The 25,837-nt window shown below is 71.7% G+C and carries 17 protein-coding genes; 6 read left to right on the forward strand and 11 right to left on the reverse strand.

Annotated elements, in window-relative coordinates; genetic code table 11:
• Nucleotides 1-66: 66 nt before the first annotated feature.
• Nucleotides 67-1,206 carry an RNA polymerase sigma factor RpoD/SigA gene (locus KYK13_RS31015; RefSeq protein WP_223637092.1) on the reverse strand — a complete coding sequence of 380 codons (1,140 nt, stop codon included), beginning with the start codon at nt 1,204-1,206 and terminating at the stop codon, nt 67-69.
• A gap of 68 nt (nt 1,207-1,274) precedes the next feature.
• On the opposite strand from KYK13_RS31015, the gene KYK13_RS31020 reads away from it, so the two are divergent.
• Nucleotides 1,275-3,695, forward strand: coding sequence for a DEAD/DEAH box helicase (locus KYK13_RS31020; RefSeq protein ID WP_223637095.1), 2,421 nt, complete (start codon nt 1,275-1,277; stop codon nt 3,693-3,695).
• Nucleotides 3,696-3,731: 36 nt separating this feature from the next.
• On the opposite strand, the gene KYK13_RS31025 is transcribed toward KYK13_RS31020, so the two are convergent.
• On the reverse strand, nt 3,732-4,223 hold the full coding sequence (locus KYK13_RS31025) for a helix-turn-helix domain-containing protein (RefSeq protein WP_223637097.1): 492 nt from the start codon (nt 4,221-4,223) through the stop codon (nt 3,732-3,734).
• A 67-nt stretch (nt 4,224-4,290) separates the two neighbouring features.
• Between KYK13_RS31025 and KYK13_RS31030 the strand changes: the two genes are divergently transcribed.
• The 4 genes from KYK13_RS31030 (at nt 4,291) to KYK13_RS31045 (ending at nt 14,436) form a co-directional block, all read left to right on the forward strand.
• Entirely contained in the window at nt 4,291-5,520 is a 1,230-nt protein-coding gene (locus KYK13_RS31030) for a Glu/Leu/Phe/Val dehydrogenase (RefSeq protein ID WP_171420820.1), read from the forward strand.
• 100 nt (nt 5,521-5,620) lie between these two features.
• A complete protein-coding gene (locus KYK13_RS31035; RefSeq protein ID WP_223646849.1) occupies nt 5,621-6,838 on the forward strand; it encodes a threonine ammonia-lyase in 1,218 nt (405 codons plus the stop codon).
• A gap of 52 nt (nt 6,839-6,890) precedes the next feature.
• Nucleotides 6,891-8,261: a tetratricopeptide repeat protein gene (locus KYK13_RS31040; protein WP_223637100.1), complete on the forward strand. Its 1,371-nt coding sequence runs from the start codon at nt 6,891-6,893 to the stop codon at nt 8,259-8,261.
• Nucleotides 8,262-8,379: 118 nt separating this feature from the next.
• The gene (locus KYK13_RS31045; protein WP_223646965.1) at nt 8,380-14,436 is read left to right on the forward strand and encodes a hypothetical protein; all 6,057 of its coding nucleotides are present in this window, start codon (nt 8,380-8,382) and stop codon (nt 14,434-14,436) included.
• Nucleotides 14,437-14,539: 103 nt separating this feature from the next.
• On the opposite strand, the gene KYK13_RS31050 is transcribed toward KYK13_RS31045, so the two are convergent.
• Together KYK13_RS31050 and KYK13_RS31055 are read right to left on the reverse strand one after the other, a co-directional pair.
• The gene (locus KYK13_RS31050; RefSeq protein WP_223637103.1) at nt 14,540-15,163 is read right to left on the reverse strand and encodes a YceI family protein; all 624 of its coding nucleotides are present in this window, start codon (nt 15,161-15,163) and stop codon (nt 14,540-14,542) included.
• A gap of 34 nt (nt 15,164-15,197) precedes the next feature.
• Nucleotides 15,198-16,073, reverse strand: coding sequence for a class III extradiol ring-cleavage dioxygenase (locus KYK13_RS31055; protein ID WP_223637106.1), 876 nt, complete (start codon nt 16,071-16,073; stop codon nt 15,198-15,200).
• Nucleotides 16,074-16,217: 144 nt separating this feature from the next.
• On the opposite strand from KYK13_RS31055, the gene KYK13_RS31060 reads away from it, so the two are divergent.
• A complete protein-coding gene (locus tag KYK13_RS31060; protein WP_223637109.1) occupies nt 16,218-17,858 on the forward strand; it encodes a sigma-54-dependent Fis family transcriptional regulator in 1,641 nt (546 codons plus the stop codon).
• 28 nt (nt 17,859-17,886) lie between these two features.
• Here KYK13_RS31060 and KYK13_RS31065 read toward each other — a convergent pair whose 3' ends face one another.
• From KYK13_RS31065 to KYK13_RS31095, 7 genes are all read right to left on the reverse strand, one after another.
• Nucleotides 17,887-18,618, reverse strand: a complete 732-nt coding sequence (locus tag KYK13_RS31065; protein WP_223637112.1) for a DUF1751 domain-containing protein — start codon at nt 18,616-18,618, stop codon at nt 17,887-17,889.
• A 135-nt stretch (nt 18,619-18,753) separates the two neighbouring features.
• Nucleotides 18,754-18,951, reverse strand: coding sequence for a hypothetical protein (locus tag KYK13_RS31070; RefSeq protein ID WP_207047995.1), 198 nt, complete (start codon nt 18,949-18,951; stop codon nt 18,754-18,756).
• A 189-nt stretch (nt 18,952-19,140) separates the two neighbouring features.
• Nucleotides 19,141-19,356 (reverse strand): hypothetical protein, encoded by a 216-nt coding sequence (locus tag KYK13_RS31075; protein ID WP_223637115.1) that lies wholly within the window; start codon nt 19,354-19,356, stop codon nt 19,141-19,143.
• A 50-nt stretch (nt 19,357-19,406) separates the two neighbouring features.
• Nucleotides 19,407-20,603, reverse strand: coding sequence for an acetyl-CoA C-acetyltransferase (locus KYK13_RS31080; protein WP_223637118.1), 1,197 nt, complete (start codon nt 20,601-20,603; stop codon nt 19,407-19,409).
• 75 nt (nt 20,604-20,678) lie between these two features.
• Nucleotides 20,679-21,329, reverse strand: a complete 651-nt coding sequence (locus KYK13_RS31085; protein WP_223637122.1) for a hypothetical protein — start codon at nt 21,327-21,329, stop codon at nt 20,679-20,681.
• The gene (locus KYK13_RS31090; RefSeq protein WP_223637125.1) at nt 21,326-22,003 is read right to left on the reverse strand and encodes a 2-hydroxychromene-2-carboxylate isomerase; all 678 of its coding nucleotides are present in this window, start codon (nt 22,001-22,003) and stop codon (nt 21,326-21,328) included. Before KYK13_RS31090 ends, KYK13_RS31085 begins: the two co-directional genes overlap by 4 nt.
• A gap of 28 nt (nt 22,004-22,031) precedes the next feature.
• Nucleotides 22,032-25,682, reverse strand: a complete 3,651-nt coding sequence (locus KYK13_RS31095; RefSeq protein WP_223637128.1) for a serine/threonine-protein kinase — start codon at nt 25,680-25,682, stop codon at nt 22,032-22,034.
• Nucleotides 25,683-25,837 lie beyond the last annotated feature (155 nt).

Below are 25,837 nucleotides of genomic sequence, written 5' to 3' on the forward strand. Positions count from 1 at the left end.
GGAGGGCCCCTCACGGGTCCTTCGCGGACGCCTCGGACTCCGGCGCCGGCACGAGCCCCTTCGGCGTCAGCCCTTGGGCACCGCCACCATGTCGAAGTCCGGGATGCGCTCGCGCATGAACTCGCGCATCCGGTTGATGAGGGCCGCCTCGATCTGCCGGGCGCGCTCGCGGCTGACGCCGTACTTGTCGCCGATGTCCTGGAGCGTGAGCGGCTCGTCCGCGGTGAGGCGGTGCTCGAAGATGTAGCGCTCCTTGCCCTCGAGCGTCTGGGCGAAGGCGTTGAGGTTCTCCCGGAAGAGGGCCTTGAGCTGCTCGGAGCCCAGGCGCTCGTCGGCGGGCACCGCGCCGGACGGCAGGTAGCGGTCCGCCCGGGTGGCGCGCGAGTCCTCGTCGTGGCCCAGCGGCGCGTCGATGGACACCTCGTCGTGCCCCAGCCGCTGGTCCATCTCCACCACGTCCTGCTCGGAGACGTTGAGCCGCTCCGCCAACAGGCGCGGGCTGGCCTCGAAGCCCTGGGCGATGAGCTTCTCCTGCTCCTGGCGCAGCTTGAAGAAGAGCTTCCGCTGGGCCTCGGTGGTCCCCAGCTTCACCATCTTCCAGTTGTCCATGATGTAGCGAAGGATGTACGCGCGGATCCACCAGGCGGCGTAGGAGCTGAGCTTCACGCCCCGGTCCGGGTCGTACTTCTTCACGGCCTGCATCAGCCCGATGTTGCCCTCCTGCACCAGGTCCAGGAGGGACAGGGGGTTGCGGTGGTACTCGTGGGCCAGCTTCACCACGAGTCTCAGGTTGGAGGCCACCAGGCGGTAGGCCGCCCGCACGTCCCCCGTGGCCTGGTACTCCTTGGCCAGCTTGTGCTCCTCCTCCCGGGTGAGCAGGGGGTGGCGCGTCACCTCGGCCATGTAGGCCTGGAGCGGGTCCCGCGGGGTGAGCGCCGTGCCCTCCGAGCGCACCAGGGCGGCAGGGCGGGCGGCGCGGGCCGGGGACGGCACCTCCTCGATTTCCGCCTCGGCTTCGTTCAATTCCGCCAGGTCCGGCTCCAGGGCGTCCGGGTCCTGGGAGGAGGACTCCGCCTCCTCGTCCAGGGCTTCCGGAGCTTCCGGAGCCGTCTCCCGGGCCTTCCCGGGACGGGCGGAGGCCGCGGGGCGCTTCGCGCGGGGCCGGGGGGCGGCCGGACCATTGGTTCTCTTCCTCCCATTCGCCATGCGCGCTCCATACCGCAAAGTGCCGCGATTGTTGCCAGAGGGTAATGCAGGGGCTATGCCCATGCCCGATGAGCGACATCCAAGAGCCCACGCCGGGAGCCCCGGCGCCTGAAGAAGCCTCGACGCGTCCCGCCGAATACATCGCGGACGTCAGCTTCGACGAACTGAACCTCTCCGAGCCCCTCCGCCGCGCACTGGCGGAGCGCGGCTACACCCGCCCCACCCCCGTCCAGGCCAAGGCCTTCGGTCCCGCCATCGCCGGCAAGGACCTCATCGTCCGCAGCAAGACGGGCACGGGCAAGACGGCCGCCTTCGGCCTGCCCCTGCTGGAGAAGATTCCCGCCGACGAGAAGCGCGTGCGCGCCCTCATCCTCTGCCCCACGCGCGAGCTGGCGCTCCAGGTGGCGGAGGAGCTCACGAGCCTGGGGAAGCACAAGGGCGTGAAGGTGGCGGCCATCTACGGCGGCGCCTCCATGAAGCAGCAGGAGGACGCGCTGGAAGAGGGCACGCCCATCATCGTGGGCACCCCGGGCCGCGTCTTCGACCACATCAACCGCGGCAACCTGAAGCTGGACGGCTGCGACCACGCGGTGCTGGACGAAGCCGACGAGATGCTCAACCAGGGCTTCTACGAGGAGGTCACCCGCATCCTCGACCGCCTCCCGAAGACGCGCCAGGTGCTGCTCTTCAGCGCCACCGTCCCCACGGACATCCAGAACCTCATCGCGCGCTACACGACGAACGCGGAGACGCTGCTGCTGTCCGGCGACGTCTTCACGGTGGAGCACATCCACCACATCCGCTACGACGTGTCGGACGCGTTCCCCAAGCCGCGCAACCTCATCTACGTGCTGGAGAAGGAGGAGCCCTCCAACGCCATCATCTTCTGCAACACGCGGGATGACACGGCGCTGGTGACCGCGGTGCTCAACCGCAACGGCTTCGACGCGGAGCTGCTCAACGGAGACCTGCCGCAGAAGGAGCGCGAGCGGGTGATGGCCAAGGTGAAGCGCGGCGAGGTGGCCTTCATGGTCGCCACGGACATCGCGGCGCGCGGCATCGACATCTCCGGGCTGGAGTACGTCATCAACTACTCCCTGCCGGAGGACCCCGCCGTCTACCTGCACCGCGTGGGCCGCACGGGCCGCATCGGCAACAAGGGCACGGCCATCAACCTCTTCTCCGGGCGCGAGCTGGCGACGTTCACCGCGCTGGAGAAGAAGTTCGGCATCAAGTTCGAGATGCGCGAGATGCCCGCCCCGGAAGAGGCCATGCGCCTGTGGACCGAGCGCCACGTGCGGGAGATCCGCGAGGGCATGGGCTCCAGCATCTTCGAGGGCTTCCTGCCCCTGGCCGCGCAGCTCAAGCAGCGCCCGGACTCGGATGACCTCATCGCCTTCCTCATCAAGTACTTCTTCAGCCGCCTGCGCATGGAGAAGGCCCAGGCCGCCGGCGAGGCGGAGAAGCGCGAGCCCGCGCCGGAGCGCAAGGCCCCCGAGCGCCGGGGCAAGGACCGCGAGCGCGACCGTGAGCGCCCCCGCCGCGAGGACCGGGGCGAGCGCTCCGAGCGTCCGCGCCGCGAGGAGCACCCGGAGCGCGAGCGCCGTCCGCGCCGCGACGAGCGCCGTGAGGACCGCGGCGAGCGCCGGGGGGGTGGCTCCGCCGCCGCGCTGGAGGCGGGCCCGGGTGAGACGAAGCTCTGGGTGAACCTGGGCACCGCGGACGGCCTGGGGCCGGGCAGCATCGCCACGGCCATGGAGGAGGCGGGCGCGCCGGTGGGCAAGCTGGTGCGCGCGGAACTGCGCCCCACGTTCGCGTACGTCTTCGTGGCGGAGGAGGACTCCGCGGGCTTCGAGGCCCTCAACGGCAAGCAGCACGGCGGCAAGACGCTGCGCGTGGAGAAGAGCAAGCCGCGCAGCGAGCGCGACACCTCCGGCGCCCGCCCGCCCCCGTCCCCGGACGCGGGCCCCGGCGAGGTGAAGCTCTGGGTGAACCTGGGCTCCGACGACGGCATGGACGAGGCGAAGCTGCCCGCCACGCTGGAGTCCCTGGGCGCCCCGGCCGGCAAGGTCATCAAGGCCCTCACCCGCCCCACCTACGGCTACGTCTACGTGCCGGAGGCGGACGCCGCGGGCTTCGAGTCGCTCAACGGCAAGGCGCACAACGACAAGCCGCTGAAGCTGGAGCGGCACCGTCCGCGCGGCCAGCGTGAAGAGCGCCGTCCCCGCCACGAGGCCCTGCCGGACGTCCCCGGCCAGGCGCGCCTGTGGGTGGGCCTGGGCCGCCAGGAGGGCCTGGACGAGGCGGGCGTCACCGCCGCGCTGGAGGCCGCGGGCGCTCCGGCGGGCAAGGTGCTGCGCACCGACCTGCGCCCCACGTACGCGTATGTCTTCGTCGCGGAGGAGGACGTGGCGGGCTTCGAGGCCACCCACGGCAAGCCCCACGGCGAGGGCAAGACGCTCAAGGTCGAGCGCGCCAAGCGCAAGTAGCGCTTCGCTTCGCCTGACGGGCGGCTTCCGGGGAGCTCAAGGCTCCGGGGCCGCCTTCTTCCTGCGGGCCCGGTGGTAGTGCGCCACGCACAACCCCCGGGCCAGCACGGGCCGGCCACACTCCGGTGACGCGCAGGCCGCCCCCGCCTTCGCCGGAGCCGTCGCGGCGCCCGGCCCACCGCTGAACATCGCCTCCGCCACGGCCAGCAGGCGCTCCACGTCCTCCCGGCCCAGTCCCTTCAGCCGCACCCACTCCACCAGCCGATGAGCCCCCGCGTCCTCCGCGTCCTCCAGCCGGAACAGCTCCCACAGCGGCAGCTCCAGCGCGGCCGCGACCTGGAGGAGCGTGTCGTAGCTGGGGTTGCGCTCGCCGCGCTCCAGCAGGGACACGAAGCTCACGGAGATGTCGCACCGGGCGGCGAAGTCCTCCTGCGTGAGGCCCCGGCGCTCGCGCAGCGTGCGGATCCGCCGCGCCAGTCCCAGGAGGGACGAACCGGCGTCGCTGTCGTCCGGGGAGTGGGGGCGCATGGACGTCCCATCGTAGCGCAGCCCTTCTGTTAAGGTTCTCCGCCTGTCTCCAGGAGTGAAGCCCGCCATGAACGCCGTCGACGGCACCAACTACTACTTCCGCAAGGCCGCGCGGGTGATGGACGTGGGCACGCCCATCGAAACGCTCCTGGCCACGCCCCTGCGCGAGGTGAAGGTGCAGGTGTCCATCGAGATGGACTCCGGAGAGATCCGCACGTTCCTGGGCTACCGCATCCAGCACGACAACAGCCGCGGCCCCATGAAGGGCGGCCTGCGCTACCACCCCGCCCTGGACCAGGACGAGTGCGTGTCGCTCGCGTCGCTGATGACGTGGAAGACCGCCGTGGTGAACGTGCCCTACGGCGGCGCCAAGGGCGGCGTGGCGTGCGACCCCGCGCAGATGAGCCTCAAGGAAGTGGAGCGGCTCACGCGCAAGTTCGTGGATCAGATCCAAGACGTCATCGGGCCCACGCGGGACATCCCCGCGCCGGACGTCAACACCAACCCCCAGGTGATGGCCTGGGTGATGGACCAGTACTCGCGCTACCACGGGCACTCGCCGGCGGTGGTGACGGGCAAGCCCCTGGAGCTGTACGGGTCCAAGGGCCGCGAGGCCGCCACCGGCCGCGGCCTGCTCTACGTGTGCCGCGAAATCCTGCGGGACCTGGGCATGCCGGTGAAGGGCACGCGCTTCGCCATCCAGGGCTTCGGCAACGTGGGCAGCCACATCGCGCAGCTCATCTGGGGCGACGGCGGCGTGGTGGTGGCCGCGTCCGACGTGCTCGGCGGCATGTACAACCCGCTGGGCCTGGACGTGCCGTCCCTCTTCGAGCACGTGAAGCGCACCGGCACCGTGACGGGCTTTTCCGGCGGCACGCCGTGCACCAACGAGGACGTGCTCGCGGCGGACTGTGAGGTGCTCATCCCCGCCGCGCTGGGCCACGTGCTCACCCGCGACAACGCCAACAGCGTGCGCGCGCGCCTGGTGGTGGAGGGCGCCAACGGCCCCACCCAGCCGGAGGCGGACGACATCCTGGAGAAGCGCGGCATCTTCGTGGTGCCGGACATCCTGGCCAGCGCGGGCGGCGTGACGGTGAGCTACCTGGAGTGGGTGCAGAACCTCCAGCACGTCTCCTGGGAGGAGGACCGCGTCAACGCGGAGCTGGAGAAGACCATGAAGGAGGCCTACGACCGGGTGGCGCAGATTGCCCGCTCGCGCAAGGTCTCCATGCGGACGGCCGCCTACATCCTGGCCATTGGCCGGGTGGGCAAGGCCACGGTGCTGCGCGGCATCTGACGGAGGGCAGGCGTCCGGACGCTGCCGCATCGCGTCCAGACGCGCGTGGGCGCCGGGCCGCTTCCGTGCGGGGCGCGCTTCCGCTACACGGCCGCCCATGATGGTCACCCTGCAGGACATCCAGGCAGCGCGCGAACGGCTGCGCTCCGCGCTGCGCCCCACGCCGTGCCCCGCGTCGGACTCCTTCACGGAGAAGACCGACTGCGCGGTGGTGTACTTCAAGCTGGAGAACCTCCAGCGCACCGGCGCCTTCAAGGAGCGCGGCGCGCTCAACAAGCTCTTGACGCTGACGGACGCGGAGAAGCGCCGGGGCGTCATCGCGGCCTCCGCCGGCAACCACGCGCAGGGCGTGGCGTACCACGCGCGCCGGCTGGGCATCCGCGCCACCATCGTGATGCCGGAGCGCACGCCGCTCATCAAGGTGACGCGCACGCGGGATGACTACGGCGCGCGCGTGGTGCTCAAGGGCGCCAACTACGACGAGGCCTACGCGGAGGCCCTGAGCATCCAGGCCGCCGAGGACCTCGTCTTCGTGCACCCCTTCAACGACCCGCACGTCATCGCGGGCCAGGGAACGATCGCGCTGGAGCTGCTGGAGCAGTGCCCGGACCTGGAGCTGGTGGTGGTGCCGGTGGGCGGCGGCGGGCTCATCTCCGGCGTGGCCGTGGCGCTCAAGGAGACGAACCCGCGCATCCAGGTGGTGGGCGTGCAGGCCTCCACCATCGCCAGCATGAAGGCGTCGCTGGATGCGGGGAAGCGCACGGAGCTCACCACCGCGGGCACCACCATCGCGGACGGCATCGCGGTGAAGGTGCCGGGGGAGCTCACCTTCGAGCATGTGCGCAAGTACGTGGACGCGGTGGTGACGGTGGACGAGGAGGAGATCGCCGCCGCCATCCTGATGATGCTGGAGCAGGAGAAGTCGGTGGCGGAGGGCGCGGGCGCGGCGGGCCTGGCGGCGCTCGTCAACGGCCGGATTCCGCAGGCCAGGGGCAAGCGCGTCGCCATCATCGTGGGCGGCGGCAACATCGACATGAACGTCATCAGCCGCATCATCGAGCGCGGCCTCGTGAAGGCGGGCCGCCTGGTGCAGCTGGAGGTGCGGCTGCCGGACAGGCCCGGCATGCTCGCGCGGCTCACCACGCAGATCGCGGAGATGCGCGCCAACGTGGTGGACCTGCACCACGACCGCGCCTTCTCCAAGGCGGGCCTGGGCGAGGCCACGGTGGAGGTGATGCTGGAGACCACCGGACACGGCCACATCCAGGAGCTGATGTCCGCGCTGGAGTCCCAGGGCTGGCAGGTCGCCCGGACGTAGGCCGGGGAGGCTTGCGCGGGTGCTCGGGGCTTCGGCGATACTCCGCGAGCCCATGAACACGCCCCTCATCGCCGTGCTGCTGCTCGCCGCCGCCCCACCCGCGCAGAAGGCGAAGGAGCTGGCCGCCCACAAGGAGTGGGAGGAGCTGTACCTCGCGTTCGCGGCCGCGGATCCAGCCGCCTACCCGGAGCCGCAGCGGCCGCAGGTGGCGGGGCCGCTGCTCAAGGGCTGCGAGGCGCTGCTCGCGGAGGACCCGGTGATGGCGTACTCGCTGGGCGAGCGCGCCGTGGCCTTCCAGGAGACGGCGGGGGGGCTGCGGTGCCTGGCGCGCTCCGCGCTGAAGACGGATCAACGGGCCACCGCGGAGGAGGTCCTGAACAAGGGCCTGGAGCGCTTCCCCAAGGACGGCGCGTTCGCGCTGGAGCTGGCGCGGCTGCAGTTGCAGGACAAGGACTCGGCGGGGGCGCTGGCCACGCTGCAGAAGGTGCCCGCGAAGTCGAAGGAGGCCGGCGAGGCTCGCAAGCTGATGCAGCTGGCGCGCTCGCAGGTGTCGGAGGAAGGGGCCGCGCGGCGCGAGGCGGAGCGCCTGGAGCAGCGGATGAATGGCGAGCCCACGCCGGGGGACACGCGCCAGGCGAAGGGGTCCGCGGGTGGGAACGTGGTGTCCGCCGGGCTGAGCTACGAGTCCAGCGAGGGCAAGGACGGCATGCGCGTGCGCCAGAACCGGCGCTTCGCCATCCGCTACTTCAACAGCGACCGGGACTTCGGCCAGCGCGCGGAGTACGAGGGCAAGGTCGTCTCGGCGCTCGACGAGGCCTATGACTTCACCCAGCGGACCCTCGGGAGGGCCCGCGAGCGGCAGCTGAACGTGGTGCTCTACACCCGCGACGAGTTCGCCACGCACCTCGGCGAGACCTACGCGGCCCGGGTGGCCGGCCTGTACCACGACAACGCCATCCGCATGAACGACGCGGCGGAGCTGACCCAGGGTACGAAGGCCACGCTCGTCCACGAGTACGTCCACGCGGCGCTGGACGAAATCTGCCCGCGCGGCGGCGACGCCCTGCCCCGCTGGTTCAACGAGGGCCTGGCCGAGTACATCGAGTGGCGCTACCTGGGGCTGGATGGCCCCCCGCGTGGCCTGCGCGACCGGATGCGCGGCTACGCGAAGCAGGGCTCCCTGCCGAGCCTGGCGGACATGGACTCGCGGGCGCCCATCTCCATGGCCGACCCGGAAGTCGCCTACGGCACCTCCGCCATGGCGGTCCGGGAGCTGGTGCGGCTGGGAGGCCAGGAGCGGCTCCTGGACTTCGTCCAGAAGGTGGGCCAGGCCGGATCCTTCCAGGAGGTCCTGAAGTCGACGTACGAAAAGGACTTCGCCAGCCTGGACCAGGCCGTGCGTACCGCCCTCTCGGGGAGGTAGCGGGCGGTCGGGCGTGGCGGATTGGTTTACCCCCTGGCGGGAGTCCCCTACACTCGCGGGCCTCAAGATTTTCGCTGCGACGGTCCGCCTGTTGGACGCTGGCGCAGCAAGGTGACGGATGTCCGATACGCGCGCCGCGATGAGAGAGTTCCGCTTCCTGGATGAGAAGCGGAAGCTGGGAAGCCTGTCCGCTGTCGAGGAGGCTCGCTGGGTCGAGTTGCGCGGCCTTTTGGGCATCCAGGACGCGGCGGACACCGCGGCGGCGGCCCAGGCGTGGGCCCAGCCGGAGCAGCAGCCCCAGGGTTACTACGGCGAGGATGGCCAGTGGTACGCCTACCCCGCCGGCTACGACCCGAACGCCCAGGGTTACTACGGCGAGGATGGCCAGTGGTACGCCTACCCCGCCGGCTACGACCCGAACGCCCAGGGTTACTACGGCGAGGATGGCCAGTGGTACGCCTACCCCGCCGGCTACGACCCGAACGCGGCGGCCTATGATCCCAATGCCGCGGCCTATGATCCGAACGCGGCGGCGGCCTGGGCGCAGCAGGGCTACGACCCGAACGCGGCGTATGACCCGAACGCGGCGGCGGGCTACGCGGCCCCGGTGGATCCGCAGGCTGGTGGGTACGCCCTGGAGGCGGCCACCGAACCGGACAGCCTCAGCCTCAGCACGGACGACATCGACATCCCCTCGCTGAGTGAGCCCGCGCCGTGGATGCCGCAGGCACCCGTGGCGGCTCCCGAGCCGGCCGCGCAGACGTGGGCGGCGAGCGCGGAGGAGGACTTCTCCGGGCTGTCGGTGGGCACGCCGGCCCCGGTGCCCGCCGAGCCTGAGCCCTCGCTGGAGGACTCGTTCGCGGACCTGTCGATGGAGGTCGAGGCGGAGGCCCAGGCCCCGGCGACGTCCGGTCTGGATCCGATGGCCGAGGCGCTGGCCTCCGCGGAGCAGGCGGCCGACGACGCGGAGTTGCTGGAGGCCGAGCCCATCCCCGAGGCGGTGCTCGCCGAGGACCTGTCATCCGCGCCGGTGGACGCGGCGTGGGATGCGGCGCCGCTGGCGGTGGAGTCCGAGGAGTCCCGGATCAGCGCGCTGGATACCGCGCCGCTCGCGGTGGAACCGACGGCGCCGGCCGATGGCACCGCCGCGGAGTGGGACTGGAGCGACGTCGCGACGGCGGAGCCCGCCGAGCCCGTGCAGCAGGCGCAGCCGGTCGTCACGGAGACGGCGGAAGCGTGGGGGACGGATGCGGCCCCTGTCGCTGGAGCGTCGGAGCCTGGTGGGGAGCTCGCGCTCGGCTCGGGTGACACCGCGGAGACATGGACCGACGGCGCCGCGGCCACGGAAGTGCCCGCGGAGGAGATCGCCCTGGACACGGGCGATGTCGCCACGGAGTGGCAGCCGGAGACGGCCAGCGCCGGCACCTGGCAGTCCGGTGATGCAGCCGAGGCGACTGGCACGGCCGCGGCCGTGGCTGCGTGGCAGGCGACTCCGGAGGCGGAGGAGATCCCGCTCAGCACGAGCGATGTCGCCACGGACTGGCAGGCCGGCGCGGAGGCTCCGGCGGCTGAAGAGATCGCGCTCGGCGCTGGCGATGTCGCCACGGAGTGGAGCGAGGCTGGCGAAGTTCCGGCTGCCGATGCAGCCGCGCTCGGAACGAACGACGTCGCCACTGAGTGGCAGGCTGGCGGCGAGACTCAGGCGGAGGCGAGCGCGGTCGCCACGGATTGGCAGACCGGTGGCGCCGCGGCGGAAGAGATTGCGCTCGACACCAACGACGTCGCCACGGATTGGCAGACCGGTGGTGCGGCGGCGGAAGAGATTGCGCTTGGCACCAACGACGTCGCCACCGACTGGCAGGCCGCGGCCGAGACTCCGGCTGCGGAGGAAATCGCGCTCGGTGCAGCTGACGTCGCGACGGAGTGGCAGGCCGGCACCTCGGCCGAGGCAGCGGCCGACGCGGTCGCGCTGAGCACGAATGACGTCGCTACCGACTGGCAGGCCGACGGTGAGGCGCCTGCTGCTGATGCTGTCGCGCTGAGCACGAACGACGCCGCCACGGAGTGGCAGGCACATGCGGCGGGAGGCTCGGCGGAGATCGCCCTCGGATCCGAGGATGTCGCCACGGACTGGCAGTCCAGCGCTCCAGGCACCTCGGAAGCCCCTGCCGAAGAGATCGCGCTCGGCACAGCTGACGTCGCCACGGACTGGCAGTCGGACACTGCGGCATCCCCGGCCGAGAGCGCGGGCCATGCCTCGACGGAGTGGGCGGCGGACAACGCCGTCGCCGCCGAGGAGATCGCGCTCGATTCGAGCGATGTCGCCACGGACTGGCAGGCGGACGCTGCCGCCAACGTGAGCGCTACCGGCACGGCTGACACCGCAACGGCCTGGCAGGCAGACAACGCCACGTCGGCGCAGGACTCAGGCGAGATCGCGCTCGGCACAGCTGACGTCGCCACGGACTGGCAGTCGGATAACGCCGCGTCGGCGCAGTCCTCCAGTGAGGAGATTGCGCTCGGCGCGAGCGATGTCGCGACGGAGTGGCAGGCCGACAGCTCGGCTCCGGCGCAGGCGTCCGCCGAGGAGATTGCCCTCGGCACGGATGACGTCGCCACGGGGTGGCAGGCCGGCAGCGATGTGGCGGCACAGGCTGACGAAATCGCGCTCGGCTCGAATGATGTCGCGGCGGAGTGGCAGTCCTCCGGCGATGATCCGACGAGCGCCGCCGCCGATGGCGCTGCGTCCGCCGCCGCGACGTGGCAGGCCGACGCGGAAACGCCCGCGGAGGAGATCGCGCTCGACGCGAGCGATGTCGCCGCGGAGTGGCAGTCCGGTGGTCAGCCCGCGGTGAGTGCTTCCTCTGCGGAAGCTCCCGCGGAGGAGATCGCCCTCGACGCGAACGACGTCGCCCAGGACGGCACCGCGGACGGAAACGCGGCCCCGGCGGTCGCGTCCGGCGTCGAGGCGCAGACCTTCGACGTGGCCGATCTGGGCGCCGAAGAGGAGCAGCTCACGCCTCCGCCCTCCCCGTTCGCGAACGCGACGGGCATTCCGTCGCTGCGGATCCGCAGCATCCCCGTCGGCCCGGACATCGAAGCCGACACGCTGGAGCTCGGCTCCGACGATGTCGAACCCGCGGCCGAAGTGGCCCCTGCCTCGGCGCAGTGGGGCGAGCTGAGCGGCAGTGCCGACGATGCCGTGCCGCTGGCCACCGCGGCGGAGTCGCTCGCCGAAGCGCAGTCCACCGAGGCTTCGGCGTGGAACACGTCGGGTCAGGACGCGCAGTCATGGTCCGCCGAGGGCGAGCCCTCCGACGCCACCGCCACCGTGGGCTTGCAGGATGAGTCGGCCGCCATCGAGCTCCAGCCCGAGTGGGCCGCCGACGCCGTGGAGCCCGCCGCTGGCGCGACCGAGTGGACACAGCCGCCCGAGGACGCCGCTCCCATCGAGCTCCAGCCCGAATGGGCCGCCTCCGCGGACACGGCGGAGGCAACCGGTCCGGCGCAGGCGTGGTCCGCCGCGTCGTCCGAGCAGCCCACCCCGAGCGCCACACCCGCCTGGGACGCTCCGGCCTCTGAGTCCGCGTGGGCCGCGTCCACGACGGCGCCCGCCGTTGATGCGCAGGGCGCCTGGTCGCCCCCGGCCGAAGAGGCTCCGCTGATCGAGGCCCAGCCGGAGTGGAGCGCCACGGAAGAAGCCGCGCCCATCGAAGCGCAGCCCGAGTGGGCGACGGAGGAAGGCACCGCGCCCGTAGCGACGCAAGCCGAGTGGACCACAGCGGAGGCCGCGCCCGCCGAAGCTCCGTCCGAGTGGCCCACCACCACCGAAGGCGCAACCACCGTTCCCACGCAGCCGCAGTGGGGAGCCGAGGAGGCCGCGCCCGTCGAGGCCCAGTCCGAGTGGACCACCGCCGAAGACGCACCGCTCGAGGCGCAGCCCGAGTGGGCCACTCCTGAAGAGGCCGCGCCCGTCGAGGCTCAGTCTGAATGGGCCACCACCGAAGCCGCTCCAATCGAAGCGCAGCCGGAGTGGACCACGCCCGAAGAGACCGCACCCGTCGCTGCTCAGTCTGAGTGGGCAACGACCGACGCCGCCGCTCCAGTCGCCGCGCAGCCCGAGTGGGCGACGGCAGAAACCGCCACGCCCGCCGTCGCACAGTCGGAGTGGGCCGCCGCCGAAGAGGCTCCCATCGAGGCCCAGCCGGAATGGGCCACGGAGGAAGCCGCGCCCGTCGCTGCTCAGTCTGAGTGGACGACGTCTGAGGCCGCCCCCGTTGCGGCTCAGCCTCAGTGGGCCACGACAGAAGAGGCTGCGCCCATCGAGGCGCAGCCGGAATGGACCACGGAAGAGGCCGCGCCCGTTGCTGCGCAGCCGGAGTGGTCCGCCGCGGAAGCCATGGCACCGGTCGCCGCGCAGTCCGACTGGGCGACGGCCGAAAACGCGCCGATCGAGGCACAGCCTGAATGGGCCACGGAAGAAGCCGTGCCCGTCGAGGCACAGCCTGAATGGGCCACCGAGGAGGCTGCCCCCGTCGCCGCGCAGCCCGAGTGGACGGCGGCAGAACCCGCCGCACCCGCCGTCGCGCAGTCGGAGTGGGCCGCCGCCGAAGAGGCTCCCATCGAGGCCCAGCCGGAATGGGCCACGGAGGAAGCTGCGCCTGTCGCCACTCAGCCCGAATGGAACGCGACCGGCGAAGCCGCCGCGCCTGGCGTAGCCTCGTCGGAGTGGGCCGCTGCGGAAGAAGCCCCCATCGAAGCCCAGCCGGAGTGGGCCACGGAGGAGGCTGCACCCGTCGCCGTGCAGCCTGAGTGGTCCGCCTCCGGCGAAGCCGCGCCCATCGAAGCACAGCCCGAGTGGGCCACCGAGGAAGCCGCTCCCGTCGCCGCGCAGCCTGAATGGTCCGCGTCCGAAGAGGCCGCCCCCATCGAGGCGCAGCCCGAGTGGGCCACGGAAGAAGGCGCGCCCATCGAAGCCCAGCCCGAGTGGGCCGCCGCGGAAGAAGCCCCCATCGAAGCCCAGCCGGAATGGGCGACGCCGGAGGCCGTGACTCCGGACGCGGATCAGCCGTGGTCCACCACGGACGCCGCCGCGCAGCCGGGCTGGGCCGCCACCGCGGACACCACGGCCGGAGCCGCGTGGGCCCAGCCGGCCGCCGACGCCCAGCAGCCGTGGGATGCCCCGGCCGAAGCGTCCGCCTCCACCTGGGAGTCCGCTCCCGCCGCGCCGGAATGGAACTCCCCACAGGCCCCCGCCGCGCGCTCCGCCTGGGGCGCGCCCCAGGAGGCCCAGCCCGATTGGATGGCCGACGCCGCCCCCGCCCCGTCCACCTGGCAGGCGCCCCCGGCCCCCGCCGCTGAGTGGAGCGAGCCCGTCGCCGAGGAAGAGGTCTCCCTCACCGACATCACCGCCCCCACCCCGTCCGCCGGCTGGGAAGAGCCCGCCGTGGACGTGGACGCGGAGGAGCTCGACGCCACGCCCGCGCTCGACGTCGAAGAGGTGATGCCCGAGTCCGAGCCCGTGGCCGACATCGAGCTCGTCGAGGAGCTGCCCGCCCCGCCCGTCGCGGTCATGCCTCCGCCTCCGCCTCCGCCGCCCCCGCCGGCCCTGTCACTCTCCGCCGCCCCCTCCCAGCCCATCGCCCGGCTCACGCCCGCCGCGCCCGCGAGCCCGCCCCTCCGCCCGGCTCCCGCGGTCTCCCCCGCGCCGCTCAAGGCCGCGCCCGTGGCCGCCAACCACCTCCGCCCCGCGGAGGATGCGCTCTTCGACATGCCGGCGGGCGGCTTCACGCCCTCCACCAACTCCTTCGTGGAAGGCGAGCACCGCGTCATCATCCACACCGTCGAAGGCCAGGTGAAGCGCGGCACCATCCGCGACGCGGACCTCCTGGAGGACACCATCTCCCTGGAGCAGCAGAGCGGCTTCGCCCCGGAGCGCATCCCCGGCAAGCGCGTGAAGGCCATCTTCTTCATGCTCGCCGCGGGCGCGCGTCAGCCGCAGGCGGAGGGCTCGAAGATCCGCGTCACCTTCAACGACGGCCGCCAGGTGGCCGGCTTCTCCCAGGACTTCAAGGGCCCCACCCCGGGCTTCTTCGTCATCCCCGCCGACACCCGCACCAACACCGCGCGCATCTTCATCTACCGCGCCAGCGTGCAGGCCGTCGCCGAGGGCTGAGCCTCATCGCGAGGGAGCGGCACCGCCCGCTCCGCCCCCGCACAAAAAAGAGGGGCCCCGGTCACCCGAGGCCCCTCTCTTCATTTCAACACGCGGACGAAGACTACTTCGTCTCCTTGGCCGCCGGAGCCGCCTCGGCCTTCTTCGTGGTCTCCAGGTCCAGGGTGATGGTGATCTCATCGCCCACCGCCACGCCGCCGGCCTCCAGGGCCTTGTTCCAGGTCAGGCCGAAGTCGCTGCGCTTGATCTTCGTGGTCGCCGTGGCGCCGCGGCGCACGTTGCCCCACGGGTCCTTCGTCTCCGCCGTCGGGCCTTCCACGGCCAGCACGACCGGCTTGGTCACGCCGTGCATGGTCAGGTCGCCCGTGACGTTCAGCTTGTCCTTGCCGGCCTTCGCCACCTTCGTCGACTTGAAGGTGATGGTCGGGTACTTCTCCACGTCGAAGAAGTCCGCGCTGCGCAGGTGCTCGTCGCGCTTGGGCTCGTTGGTGTTGATGGTCTTCGCGTCGATGGTCGCCTCGATGGTGGACTTGGTGATGTCCTTGTCATCCAGGTTGATGGTGCCCTTCACGTTGCTGAAGGCGCCACGCACGGTGGACACCATCATGTGCTTCACGGCGAACTGCGCGCTGGAGTGCGCCGAGTCGAGCTCCCACGTGGACGCGAAGGCAAACGAGGGGGCGGCGACGGCGAGCAGCGTGATGGCGGACTTGAGCGACATCTTCATGGTGTGGACTCCTTGAGATTGCGGACTGCGAGGTTCAGGCGCGCAGCGCGAAGCTGCGCATGGACAAGGTTCCGTGATGGAAGCCCTCGAACACGGGGGTGATGCGGTCCTCGGGGAGGGCGGCTCCGAGGACGAAATAGATGGGCAACCAATGCTCGGGCGATGGATGCGCGACCCGCGCATTCGGTGCATCCATCCAGGACTGAAGCCCGAGGAAGTCACGTGCGGCAAGTTTTCCGGCGACCCACGCGTCGAACTCGGCGGCCCATGGCTCGACGGACGCCAGCTTGGATCTGAAATTCACCCGGCGGAGGTTGTGCACCACGCCGCCGCTGCCCATGAGCAGCACGCCGTCCGCGCGCAGCGGCCGCAGCGCCTCGCCCATGCGCGCCACCTGCGCGGGCGTCGCGTCCGCCGGCAGCGCCACCTGCAACACGGGCACGCGCGCCTCCGGGAACGCATGCAGCAAGGGCACCCAGACGCCGTGGTCCAGGCCGCGCGCACCGTCCGTCACCGCGGGCACGCCCGCCGAGGACAGCCGCGCCACCACGTCCTGCGCCAGCGAAGGCGCGCCCGGCGGCGCGTACCGCAGCCGGTACATCTCTTCGGGAAAGCCGTAGAAGTCGTAGACGAGCGGCGGGGCGTCCATCGCCGTGACGTGCACGCGCGAGTCTGTCTCCCAGTGCGCCGACACCACCACCAGCGCCTTCACCGCGCCCGCGCCGTCACCAAAGCGCCGGAGCGCCTGCGGATACGCGTCCGAGTCCAGCGCCGTCATGGGCGAGCCGTGCGACACGAACAGGGCCGGAGCCACCTCCCGGGCAACCGAGGCCCCGGCGCCCATCACCCCCACCACCCCAGCGGCCGCGGCACCTTGCAGCACCCTGCGTCTGTCCACCCCGGAAGCCATCGTGGCGCCTTGTACTGCAACCCCGGGACCAGCGCAGCGGACATGACAACCCCCTGAAATAACGAGGATTGGCGTTACAGCCCTGCGAAAACCCTCTCAGATTGATAGAGAGGTGAATCAGTCTGAAAGGCAACGGGAGACACCTTGGCGGGTCTGGAAGCGTTGGACTTGAGGGAGCTGCTGGCGTTCGAGCCGAAGGGCGGGGTCATCCGCTTCGCGGGGCAGCGGACGCTGTTGATGGACCCGGTGGCGCTGGGGCTCCTGCGCAAGGAGCTCATCGGGATGCTGGGGATGACGGCCGCGCGCGGCATCTTCACGCGGCTGGGCTACGCGCACGGCTGGCGCACGGCGGAGGCGATGAAGTCCGCGGTGCCGTGGAACGACGAAGCGGAGTGGCGCCGCGCGGGCGGCCGGCTGCACACGCTGATGGGCCAGGTGCGCGTGGAGCGCATCGAGCGCACGGACAAGGACGGCCCGGAGCCCTTCGCGGAGGCCCAGTGGAGCGACTCCTATGAGGCCGAGCAGCACCTGCTCCACCTGGGACAGGCGGACGAGCCCGTCTGCTGGAGCCTCACCGGCTTCGCGTCCGGCTACCTGAGCTACTGCAACGGCAAGCCCATCTACTGCACGGAGCTCAAGTGCGTGGGCAAGGGGGACGCCCTCTGCCACATCGTGGGCCGCCCCGAAGAGGAGTGGAGCACCGAGTGCACGGAGTTCCTGCGCTTCTATGAAACGCAGTGCATGGAGGGCGTGCTCGGGCAGGTGACGGAGGCCCTGCGGCAGGCGGAGCGCAAGCTGCGCGCGAAGCGCCAGTCACTGGCGCGCGTGTCCGGCGTGACGGAGGACCCGGCGGGCATGGTGGCCCGCTCGGAGGCGATGCAGCGCGTGCTCAACCTGGCGCGGCGCTCGGCCAAGGTGGACACCACGGTGCTCGTCACCGGCGAGAGCGGCGTGGGCAAGGAGAGAATCGCCCGGCTCATCCATGAAGAGTCCGGCCGCGCCCCCAAGGCCTTCATCGCGGTGAACTGCGCCGCGGTGACGGAGAGCCTGCTGGAGAGCGAGCTGTTCGGCCACGCCAGGGGCGCCTTCACCGGCGCCACGCACGACCGGCCCGGCCTCTTCGAGGCGGCGCACGGCGGCACCCTCTTCCTGGACGAGGTGGGCGAGGTGCCTCCCGCCATGCAGGCGAAGCTCCTGCGCGTGCTCCAGGAGCGCGAGGTGCGCCGCGTGGGGGAGAACGCCAGCCGCAAGGTGGACGTGCGCGTGGTGGCGGCCACCAACCGCGAGCTGGCCGAGGAGGTCCGCCTGGGCCGCTTCCGCCAGGACCTCTTCTACCGGCTGCGCGTCATCGAGCTGCGCATCCCGCCCCTGCGCGAGCGCCGCGAGGACATCCTCCCCCTCGCGCGGCTGCTGCTCGCGGAGGCCGGAGAGCGGCTGGGGCGCCGGGTGAACGGCCTGTCCCCGGACGCGGCGGATCAACTGCTGCGCTACCCCTGGCCCGGCAACGTGCGCGAGTTGGGCAACGCCATCGAGCGCGCGGTGGTGCTGTGCGAAGGCCCGCGCGTGGAGCGCGACGACCTGCCCGAGGAGGTGCGCGCCGCGCCGCCCAGCCTGACGCCCACCGGCAACCCGCGCCGGCTGGAGGACATGGAGAAGGAGTACATCCTCGCGGTGCTGGCGCAGAACGGCGGCAACCGCTCACGCACCGCGGAGCAGTTGGACATCGGCGTCGCCACGCTCTACCGGAAGCTCAAGCAGTACGGCCACCCGGAGGCCGCGCACTGAAGCGGGCGCGGCCCCTCGGGGTCCTTCTTCAGTTGAGGTACTGGTCGCGGTCCGGCGGACGGTTGCGGTCCACCACGCGCAGGTGCTTGGAGCGGCCGCGCAGCTGCCGCTGCAGGCGCCAGTGCTGCAAGTGGAGCATCAGCCGCCTGGGGCTCGCGCCGCGCACGTACGCGAAGACGAGCACCAGGCTGATGATTTCCGGGGCCAGCAGCTGCCAGGCCGGCACGGTGAGCAGCCGCAGCACGGTGAAGCCCGCGCCAATGGCCGCGAACCAGTTGCCCGTGAGCGGGATGCCCCAGAAGTTCGTCTGCCCCCGGCCAATCACCAGGCCGTAGGCCACCCACAGCACCGTCGTCATCACCGTGCCGCCGGCGTAGTGGCTGCCCATGGGCATCACCAGCGACAGCAGCACCGTGATGAGGCCCGCCAGCACCGTGATGCCCACCGACGCCATCAGCAGGCGCCTGGAGCCCCAGGTGGACTCCAGGAAGCCGCCAATGGACCAGATGATGATGCCGCCGAAGATGATGCCCAGCGGATCCACGGCCACGAACGCGTAGGTGAGCAACTGCCACACGCGCAGGCTCAGCACGTCCCTCGGGTTGAGCAGCAACAGCACGCCCTGCCCCTGCTGCGTCGCCAGGAAGAGGGCGGAGAACGCCACCAGCGCCACCGCCAGCTTGGCGGCCATCGAATCCAGGCCGGGGAAGCCGCCGCCAAAGCCGCCTCCACCCCGGTTGTAGCCCCGCATGGGTCGCATAGAGGCCCAAAGGTGGTGGAACACCGCCCGGTCCGCAACCCCAAATCCTGAAACGATGAAGGGCGCCCCGCCCGGGTGTCACCCGGGAGAAGCGCCCTCGCATCCCACGCCTTCTTCGGTCCGGCCGACAGGCCGTCAGGCCTTGTGGCGGTAGAAGAGCGTGATGGTCAGACAGTGAAACTCCTTGTCCGAGGACTGCGTGACGATCTTGTCCACGACCTCCACGGAGGAGTTCTCCTTCAGCCACTTGGTGATGTTCTCACCCATGTTCTCGCGATCGCGCGCGAGCGTGGTGGAGAACACCTTGACTCCCGTGAAGCTGATAACGCCCATTCCAACCCTCGTGTCACCAGAGATTACAAATGTTTACCCCGAGTCGGGGGCGCCATCAAGAAACGGGCCCGACAATCCGGCCCCGGACGCGTGTCCCACCCCGCCGGGCATCCGCTGACGCAGCACCGGCCCGGCCACCGTCCACCCGCCGACAGTGCGGCGGGGGGCGGGGGCGCTCGGCCCGGTGCTTCAGCGGCCGGCGGCGGCGCGCCGGGCCTGGCAGTTGACCTCGTCCTTGCAGGCGGGACCAATGCCTTCCGGGTGGGCCGTCAGGGGCGTCTTGTCGCTCTCCTCCACGCCGCACACCACGCAGCGGCGCTTGCGGTTGCGGCGCTCGGCGCGGCGCTGCTCGGCGATGGCCTTGGCCCGCTCGCGGGCCGTCTTCGCGTCCACCTCGTTGCTCATCTCACGTCCCGTCCGGAAGTCGTCTGCCCCGTACCCCGTCGCCCGCGCGCCTAGAGCGCCTCGATCAGCACGGCGATGCCCTGGCCGCCGCCGATGCAGGCGGACCCGATACCATAGCGGGCGCCCCGGCGCTTCAGCTCGTACGCCAGCGTCATGGTGATGCGCGCGCCGGAGGCCCCCAGCGGGTGGCCCACGGCGATGGCGCCGCCGTTGACGTTGGTGGCGTCGCGTGGCAGGCCCAGGTCCTTCTCCACCGCCAGGTACTGGGGCGCGAAGGCCTCGTTGACCTCGAAGAGGTCCACGTCGGAGAGCTTCGCGTCCGCGCGCTTGAGCAGGTTGCGGATGGCCGGCGCCGGGCCAATGCCCATGATGCGCGGATCGCACCCGGCGATGCCCCAGTTGACCAGCCGCGCCACGGGCTTCAGGCCGTGCTTCTCCACGAAGCCGCGCGTGGCCATCACCATGGAGCCCGCGCCGTCGCAGATGCCGCTGGCCGCGCCCGCGTGCACCACGCCGTCCTTCTTGAACACCTTGGGCAGCTTGCGCAGGCCCTCCACCGTGGTCTCCGGGCGGTTGTGCTCGTCCTTGGAGACCACCGTGTCGCCCTTCTTGCCCTTGAGCGTCACCGGCGCGATCTCATCCGCCAGCCGGCCCGCCTCCTGCGCCGCGGCGAAGCGCTTCTGGGTGAGGACCGCGTACTGGTCCACGTCGTCCTGGCTGATGCCGTAGTCCACCGCCAGCTGCTCGGCGGTGAGCGCCATGGCGTTGCCCGTGTAGCTGTCCGTGAGGGCCGTCCAGAGCATGTCCTCCAGGCCGCCCTTGCCCAGCGGGAGGCCCCAGCGCGCGCCGCGGATGACGTGGGGCGCCTGGCTCATGGACTCCGTGCCGCCCGCGAGGACGGCCTCCGCGCCGCCCGTCAGCATCATCTCCGCGGCCGTGACGAAGGCCTGGAAGCCGGAGCCGCACAGCCGGTTGACGCCCAGCGCGGGCACCGGCACCGGCACGCCCGTGCGCAGGCCCACGTGGCGCGGCAGGTAGATGGCGTCCGCGCTCGTCTGGACGACGTTGCCGTACACCACGTGCTCGATCTGCTCCGGGGAGACGCCCGACTGGGCGAGGGCCGCCTTGGCGGACTCCACGGCCAGGTCGGTGGCGCTCAGGTCCTTGAGGCTGCCGCCGTAGGTCCCAAACGGGGTGCGCTTGCCGGACAGGAAGTAGATTTCCTCGTTCTTGGACACGCTCTTCATGGTGCTCGTCTCCCTACTCTTCCAGGGCGCGCGGTGCACGCATGACGTGACGTGGAAGAAGCATCCGGGGGGCTGTCAGCCCGCGCGCCTTCCCAGGAAGGCGCTGGCGACCATGGCAAGCGCGATGGCCGTCCACAACAGGCCCTGGAGGTTCTGCCGGCGGATTTCCTTGCGGCCCAACCCCTCGTACCAGGCCCTGGCCGTCTGGACCCGCCCCTCCCAGGTGAACCCCTCCGGGCCCGCCCGGTCCAGCCCTTCCAGGCGTCGCACATGCGCGCGCAACAGGCGCTCCGGTGCGGCGTCCTCCAGCGAGCCGGAGCGGTAGCCGGGCAGCTCCAACGCGGGGCGCCGGTAGCTGGCGGTGACGACGAAGCCTCCGGAGGCCAGGGGGGTGAGCAGGTAGAGCCGGGGCAGGAGGTCGCTCCCCTCGTAGAGGGTGGCGAAGACGCGCTCGTCCGCGTGCGCCCAGTCGTAGGAGCGGGTGGCCTTCTGGAGCCGCGGCTTCTCCTCGTGGCTGCCCAGGGGCGTGAAGCCCAGCGCCTGGAGCTGGCCCGCCAGGGGGCGCAAGGAATCCGGCAGGTCCATCTGGTCCGCGGGGGCCTCCGGCTCCACCCGGACGCTGTGGGGGAAGAGGTAGAGGACCGCGCGCCAGAAGTTGAGGAACAGGAGCACGCCGGCCAGCACCAGCCCCGCGACGGCCACCCCCAGCTGCCCGAGCACGTTCACGGGCGCGGCTTTCCGTCCGGGCGGCGGTTGGCGGTGGCGGGCAGGTCCATCCACCGCGCCAGGTCCGCGGGGGTGAGCGGGTCGCGGCCCTCCAGGTAGAGCTCCAGGTGCCCCAGCGAGTCCACGCCCCAGAACAGCTCGTCGTCCACCAGCACGGACGGCACGCCGAAGGCGCCGTGGGCCAGCGCGTCCTCCGTGTTCTTGCGCACGCGGTCCTTCACCTCCGGAAGCTGCGCGCGCTCGAGCAAGGCCCGCGCGTCGAAGCCGGCCTCCGTCAGCACCGCGCCCACCTGCTCCGGCGTCTCGATGCCCCGGCCCTGGCCCCACGCGGCCGCGTAGAGCGCGGTGGTGAGCCGGGAGCGCTCCGCCACGTCGTCCACCGCGGCCGTCACGCGCAGGGACAAGAGCGGGTTGAACGGATGCGAGGGCGGCAGGGTGAAGGGCGCGCCCTGCTCGTGCGCGATGCGGAACGTCTGCTTGAAGACATAGACGCGCTTGGCGGGAATCTCCGCCGGGCCAATGGAGCCCACCGCGTTGAGCAGCCCCGCGAGCAGCACCGGCACGGGCTCCACCGTCCGGCCGTGCCGCGCCGCGATGGCGGGCATGCGGAGCCAGGCGAGGTAGGCGTACGGGGACAGGTAGTCCAGGCAGAAGCGCAGGGGGGAGGAGGCCATGGCCCCCATCCTATGCACGACCCGGCCGTCAGGCGCTCTGCTTCACATCCTCGCTCTGGCGCGACAGCGGGCCGCGCAGCGACTGGGCAAGCGATTGCAGGTGCGTGGCCCGGGCGGCGGCGAAGGCCCGCTCGGCGATCTCCAGCTCCAGCATCGCCTCCTCCGGCGTGCCGTGCCGCTCCGCGTGCTGCATGTACACGAGGCCCATCTGGAGCACGTTGGCGGTGGACTCCGCCAGCAGGCGCGCGCGGCGCAGGTGCGCGTCCCCCTCCTCCTGGGACACCAGCGGCGCCAGGGCGCGGCGGGCCAGGATTTCATCCCAGGGGTTGGCGAAGCGGGGGTCCAGCGCGCGCTCCAGCGCGGCCTCGGCGGCGGCGAGCGCGGCGGGCAGCCGGCCCTGCTCCCTTTCGAAGCGCGACTGGTACACGTGCACCAGCGTCTCCATGCGCAGCCCGCCCTTCCGCGCGGCCTCCAGGGCGCGGGGCAGCGACTCGCGCGCGGCGGCCGCGTCCTCGAAGAGCACGTCGCGGCACGCCTGGTACACCTGGACGTGCGCGCGCAGCCAGCGGTCCTCGGGCAGCACGCGCGACAGCGCCTCGCCGCGCGACACCACCGCGGCGACGAGCTCGTGCTCGCCGCGCTCCAGGTAGTACGGCGGCGTGAAGAGGGCCAGGTTGCGCTCCATCAGCCGGGGGTTGCCCAGCCGCCGGATGAGCTCCGTCTTCTGCGCGAGCGCGGACGCGAACGCGGAGCCGTCGCCGGTGAAGGCCGCGCGCACCACCTGCGCGAAGAGGTGGTAGGCGCGCACGTCGGTGAAGCCCTGTCCCTCCGCCAGCTTGAGCCCGTCCTGCAGCAGCGCTTCGTCCAGCGGCTCGCCGCGCAGGGCCAGGTTCACGTTGAGCAGGTAGCCGCCCATGCCCAGCGCCCACGCCAGCCGCCGCGGCGGACGCCCCACCGCGTCGCGGAACTCGCGCAGCCGCCGCACCTGCTCGCGCTGATCCTCCACCCCGCCCGACCAGCGGCCGGTGTACGCGCACAAGGTCGAGCGCGCCACGGACAGCCCCGCCCGGTACGGCGAGTCCTCCGGGTGCTCAACCACCACGCGCGCGATGAGCGCCTCCAGCGCCTCCGTGCGCCCCAGGATGGCCAGCGCCATGCCCTGGAGGATTTGCAGCTCGGAGCGCTTCCAGAAGACGTCCACCGGCGTCATCCGCGAGTCCGCCGCCACCTCTCGGAAGAGCGGGATCAGCAGCTCCGCGCGCTCCGCGGGCGTGGCCGCGCGCGCGGACTGAAGCCGGGAGAGGGCCTCGCTGCGTCCGGCCGCCACGTCGACCGTCGCGTCCCAGTGCGCGAAGAGCCGCTCCGCGTACGCCACCGACGTCGGCGGGTCGCTGGAGTAGCCCACCTCCACCAGCGACACCCACGTGCGCAGGAGCTGCTCCGAGCGCCCGGGGTAGTCCGGCGCGGACTCCAGGAGCGCCGCCGCCTCCTTCAGGAGCAGCGTGGCCTCCAGCAGCGCCTCCGCCTCGACGGCCGCCTGCCCCGCCTCCAGCAGCGGCTGGATGGCCTCCGCGGGCGCGTCCGAGCGCGCGAAGTGCCAGCCCACCGCGCGCACCACGCCCGAGCGCCCCGAGGGCAGCGCCTGGAGCACCCGCGCCACCTGGCCGTGGTACAGGCGGCGCTCCGCCTCCGGCGTGCTGTCGTAGACGGCCTGGTGCACGGTGTCGTGCGTGAAGACGTAGCGGCCCTCCACGTCCTGGAGGAACTGCCGCTCCACGATGCCGTCCAGCACGGCGAACAGCTCCGCCTCCGGCAGTCCGGACAGCGCGCGCAACAGCGGCAGGTCCAGCATCCGCCCCGCGGGCGCCAGCTTGCGCAACAGCGCCACCTGCTCCGGCGGCGCGTTGGCCAGGCGCATCAACACCGCCTCCTGGATGCTCACCGGAAGCCGCCGCGTGCCCAGCCCCTCCTCCGCCTCCCAGCGCCCGCCCACGCGCTTGAGCGCGCCCGCCTCCACCAGCATGCGCAGGCATTCGGTGGCGAAGAAGGCGTTGCCGCCGGTGGTCTCGTGCAGCCGCTGCACGAAGCCCTCTGGCACGTCCAGGCCTGGCAGCACCAGCTCCACCAGCGTGGCCACGTGCTCGGCGGACAGCGGCTCCAGGTCCATGCGCGACGTGAGCTTCTCGTCCACCGTCTGGAACGCGAGGCTCAGCCGCGACAGCTCCTGCGAGCGGAACGTGCCCACCACCATGCCGCGCGTGCCGTGCAGCGCGCGGATGACGACGTTGAGCGCCTCCAGCGACGCGCTGTCCGCCCACTGGAGGTCCTCGAAGCACAGCACGAAGGACTGCCGCCCGCCGAGCGTGTGCGTCCACTCCGACAGCGATTGGAAGAAGGCGGCCTTCTCCTCGGAGCCGTCGCGCGGCAGCTGTTCGTGCTGGTCGCCCTCCAGCGGCTCCGGCGACAGCAGGCGCGCGAGCGGGGCCTTCACCCGCTCCATCAACTCCGCCGGCGTGTGCGGCACCAGGCAGCGCAGGGCCTGCGCCACGGGGGCCAGCGGGGCCAGTCCCTCCGCGCGGCACTGGCCCCGGCCGAAGGGCAGCTCCGCCAGCTTCGCCTGGAGCTCGAACTCCTGGAGCAGCCGCGTCTTGCCCACGCCCGCGGGGCCGCCCACCAGCATCGCGCGCGACTGGCCCCAGTCGGCTTCCGCGAGGCCGTTCATCAGCCCCTCCAGCTCCGCCTCGCGCCCCACCACCTCCGGCACGTGCAGGTAGCTGGCGCGCGCGGACAGCGACTCCTCCGGCACGGGCTCGCCGCTGGCCTGGCAGAGCGCCTCCAGCAGCTCCCCCGCGTCCTGGAAGCGCTCGCGCGGGTCCTTGGCCATGAGCAGGAGGATGATCTCCTCCAGCTGCGGATCCACCGGGCACAGCGTGGACGGGCGCGGCGGCGGGCGGGTCAGGTGATCCGCGAGCAGCACCGCGGGGCTGTTTCGCTTGAAGGGCAGCTTGCGGGTGGCCAGGTACCAGGCCATCACGCCCAGCGAGTACAGGTCCGCTCTTCCGTCGATGCTCGCGCCGCGCTGCCACTCCGGCGCCAGGTACTCCAGCGTGCCCTTGAGCTTGCCGGGGCTGGGCGTGCCCAGCTGGTGCATCACGCCGAAGTCCATCAGCTTCACCGCGCCGGACTCGGTGATGCGCACGTTGCTGGCCTTGATGTCGCAGTGCACGTACAGGCGCGAGTGGATGAACGCCAGCACCTGCGCCATCTGGATCAGCACGCGATACAGCGTGCGCGTGTCCAGCGGCGCGTCGCGCACCAGCGTGCTCAGGTCCTTGCCGCCCACCACCTCCATGGTGATGAAGCGGTTGCCGGCCTCCGTCATGCCCCAGTCGAAGACCTTGAGCGTGGACGGGTGCTGCAGCTTCTTCATGGCGAAGAACTCGTGCCGGAACAGCAGCACCAGCTCCTCCACCTTCGCCGCGGACAGCTCCGCGGGGACGTGCATCTCCTTGAGCGCCACGCGCCGGCGCTCCTGCAGGTCGTCCGCCAGCCAGATGCGGCCCATGCCGCCTTCGCCCAGCAGCGAGTCCACGCGGTAGCGCCCGGTGACGACGACGCCCGGCACCAGCGAGCGCCGCGAGTCCACGCTCGAGCCCGGCAACGTGATGGGCGTACGCATCCGCTCCCCCCACGTGCTCGGGGGGCGGGTGCGCTCATCCAACACCGTTGTCTTTTCGTCGTCGCTCACACGCCAAAGGGGCTGGCCATCTCAAGGCCAGGATCCAGATTCCAGAATCCAGACATCGCGAGGAATAGCACGTTTCAGCGACACCG

Source organism: Corallococcus sp. EGB, assembly GCF_019968905.1.
Taxonomy (GTDB): domain Bacteria; phylum Myxococcota; class Myxococcia; order Myxococcales; family Myxococcaceae; genus Corallococcus.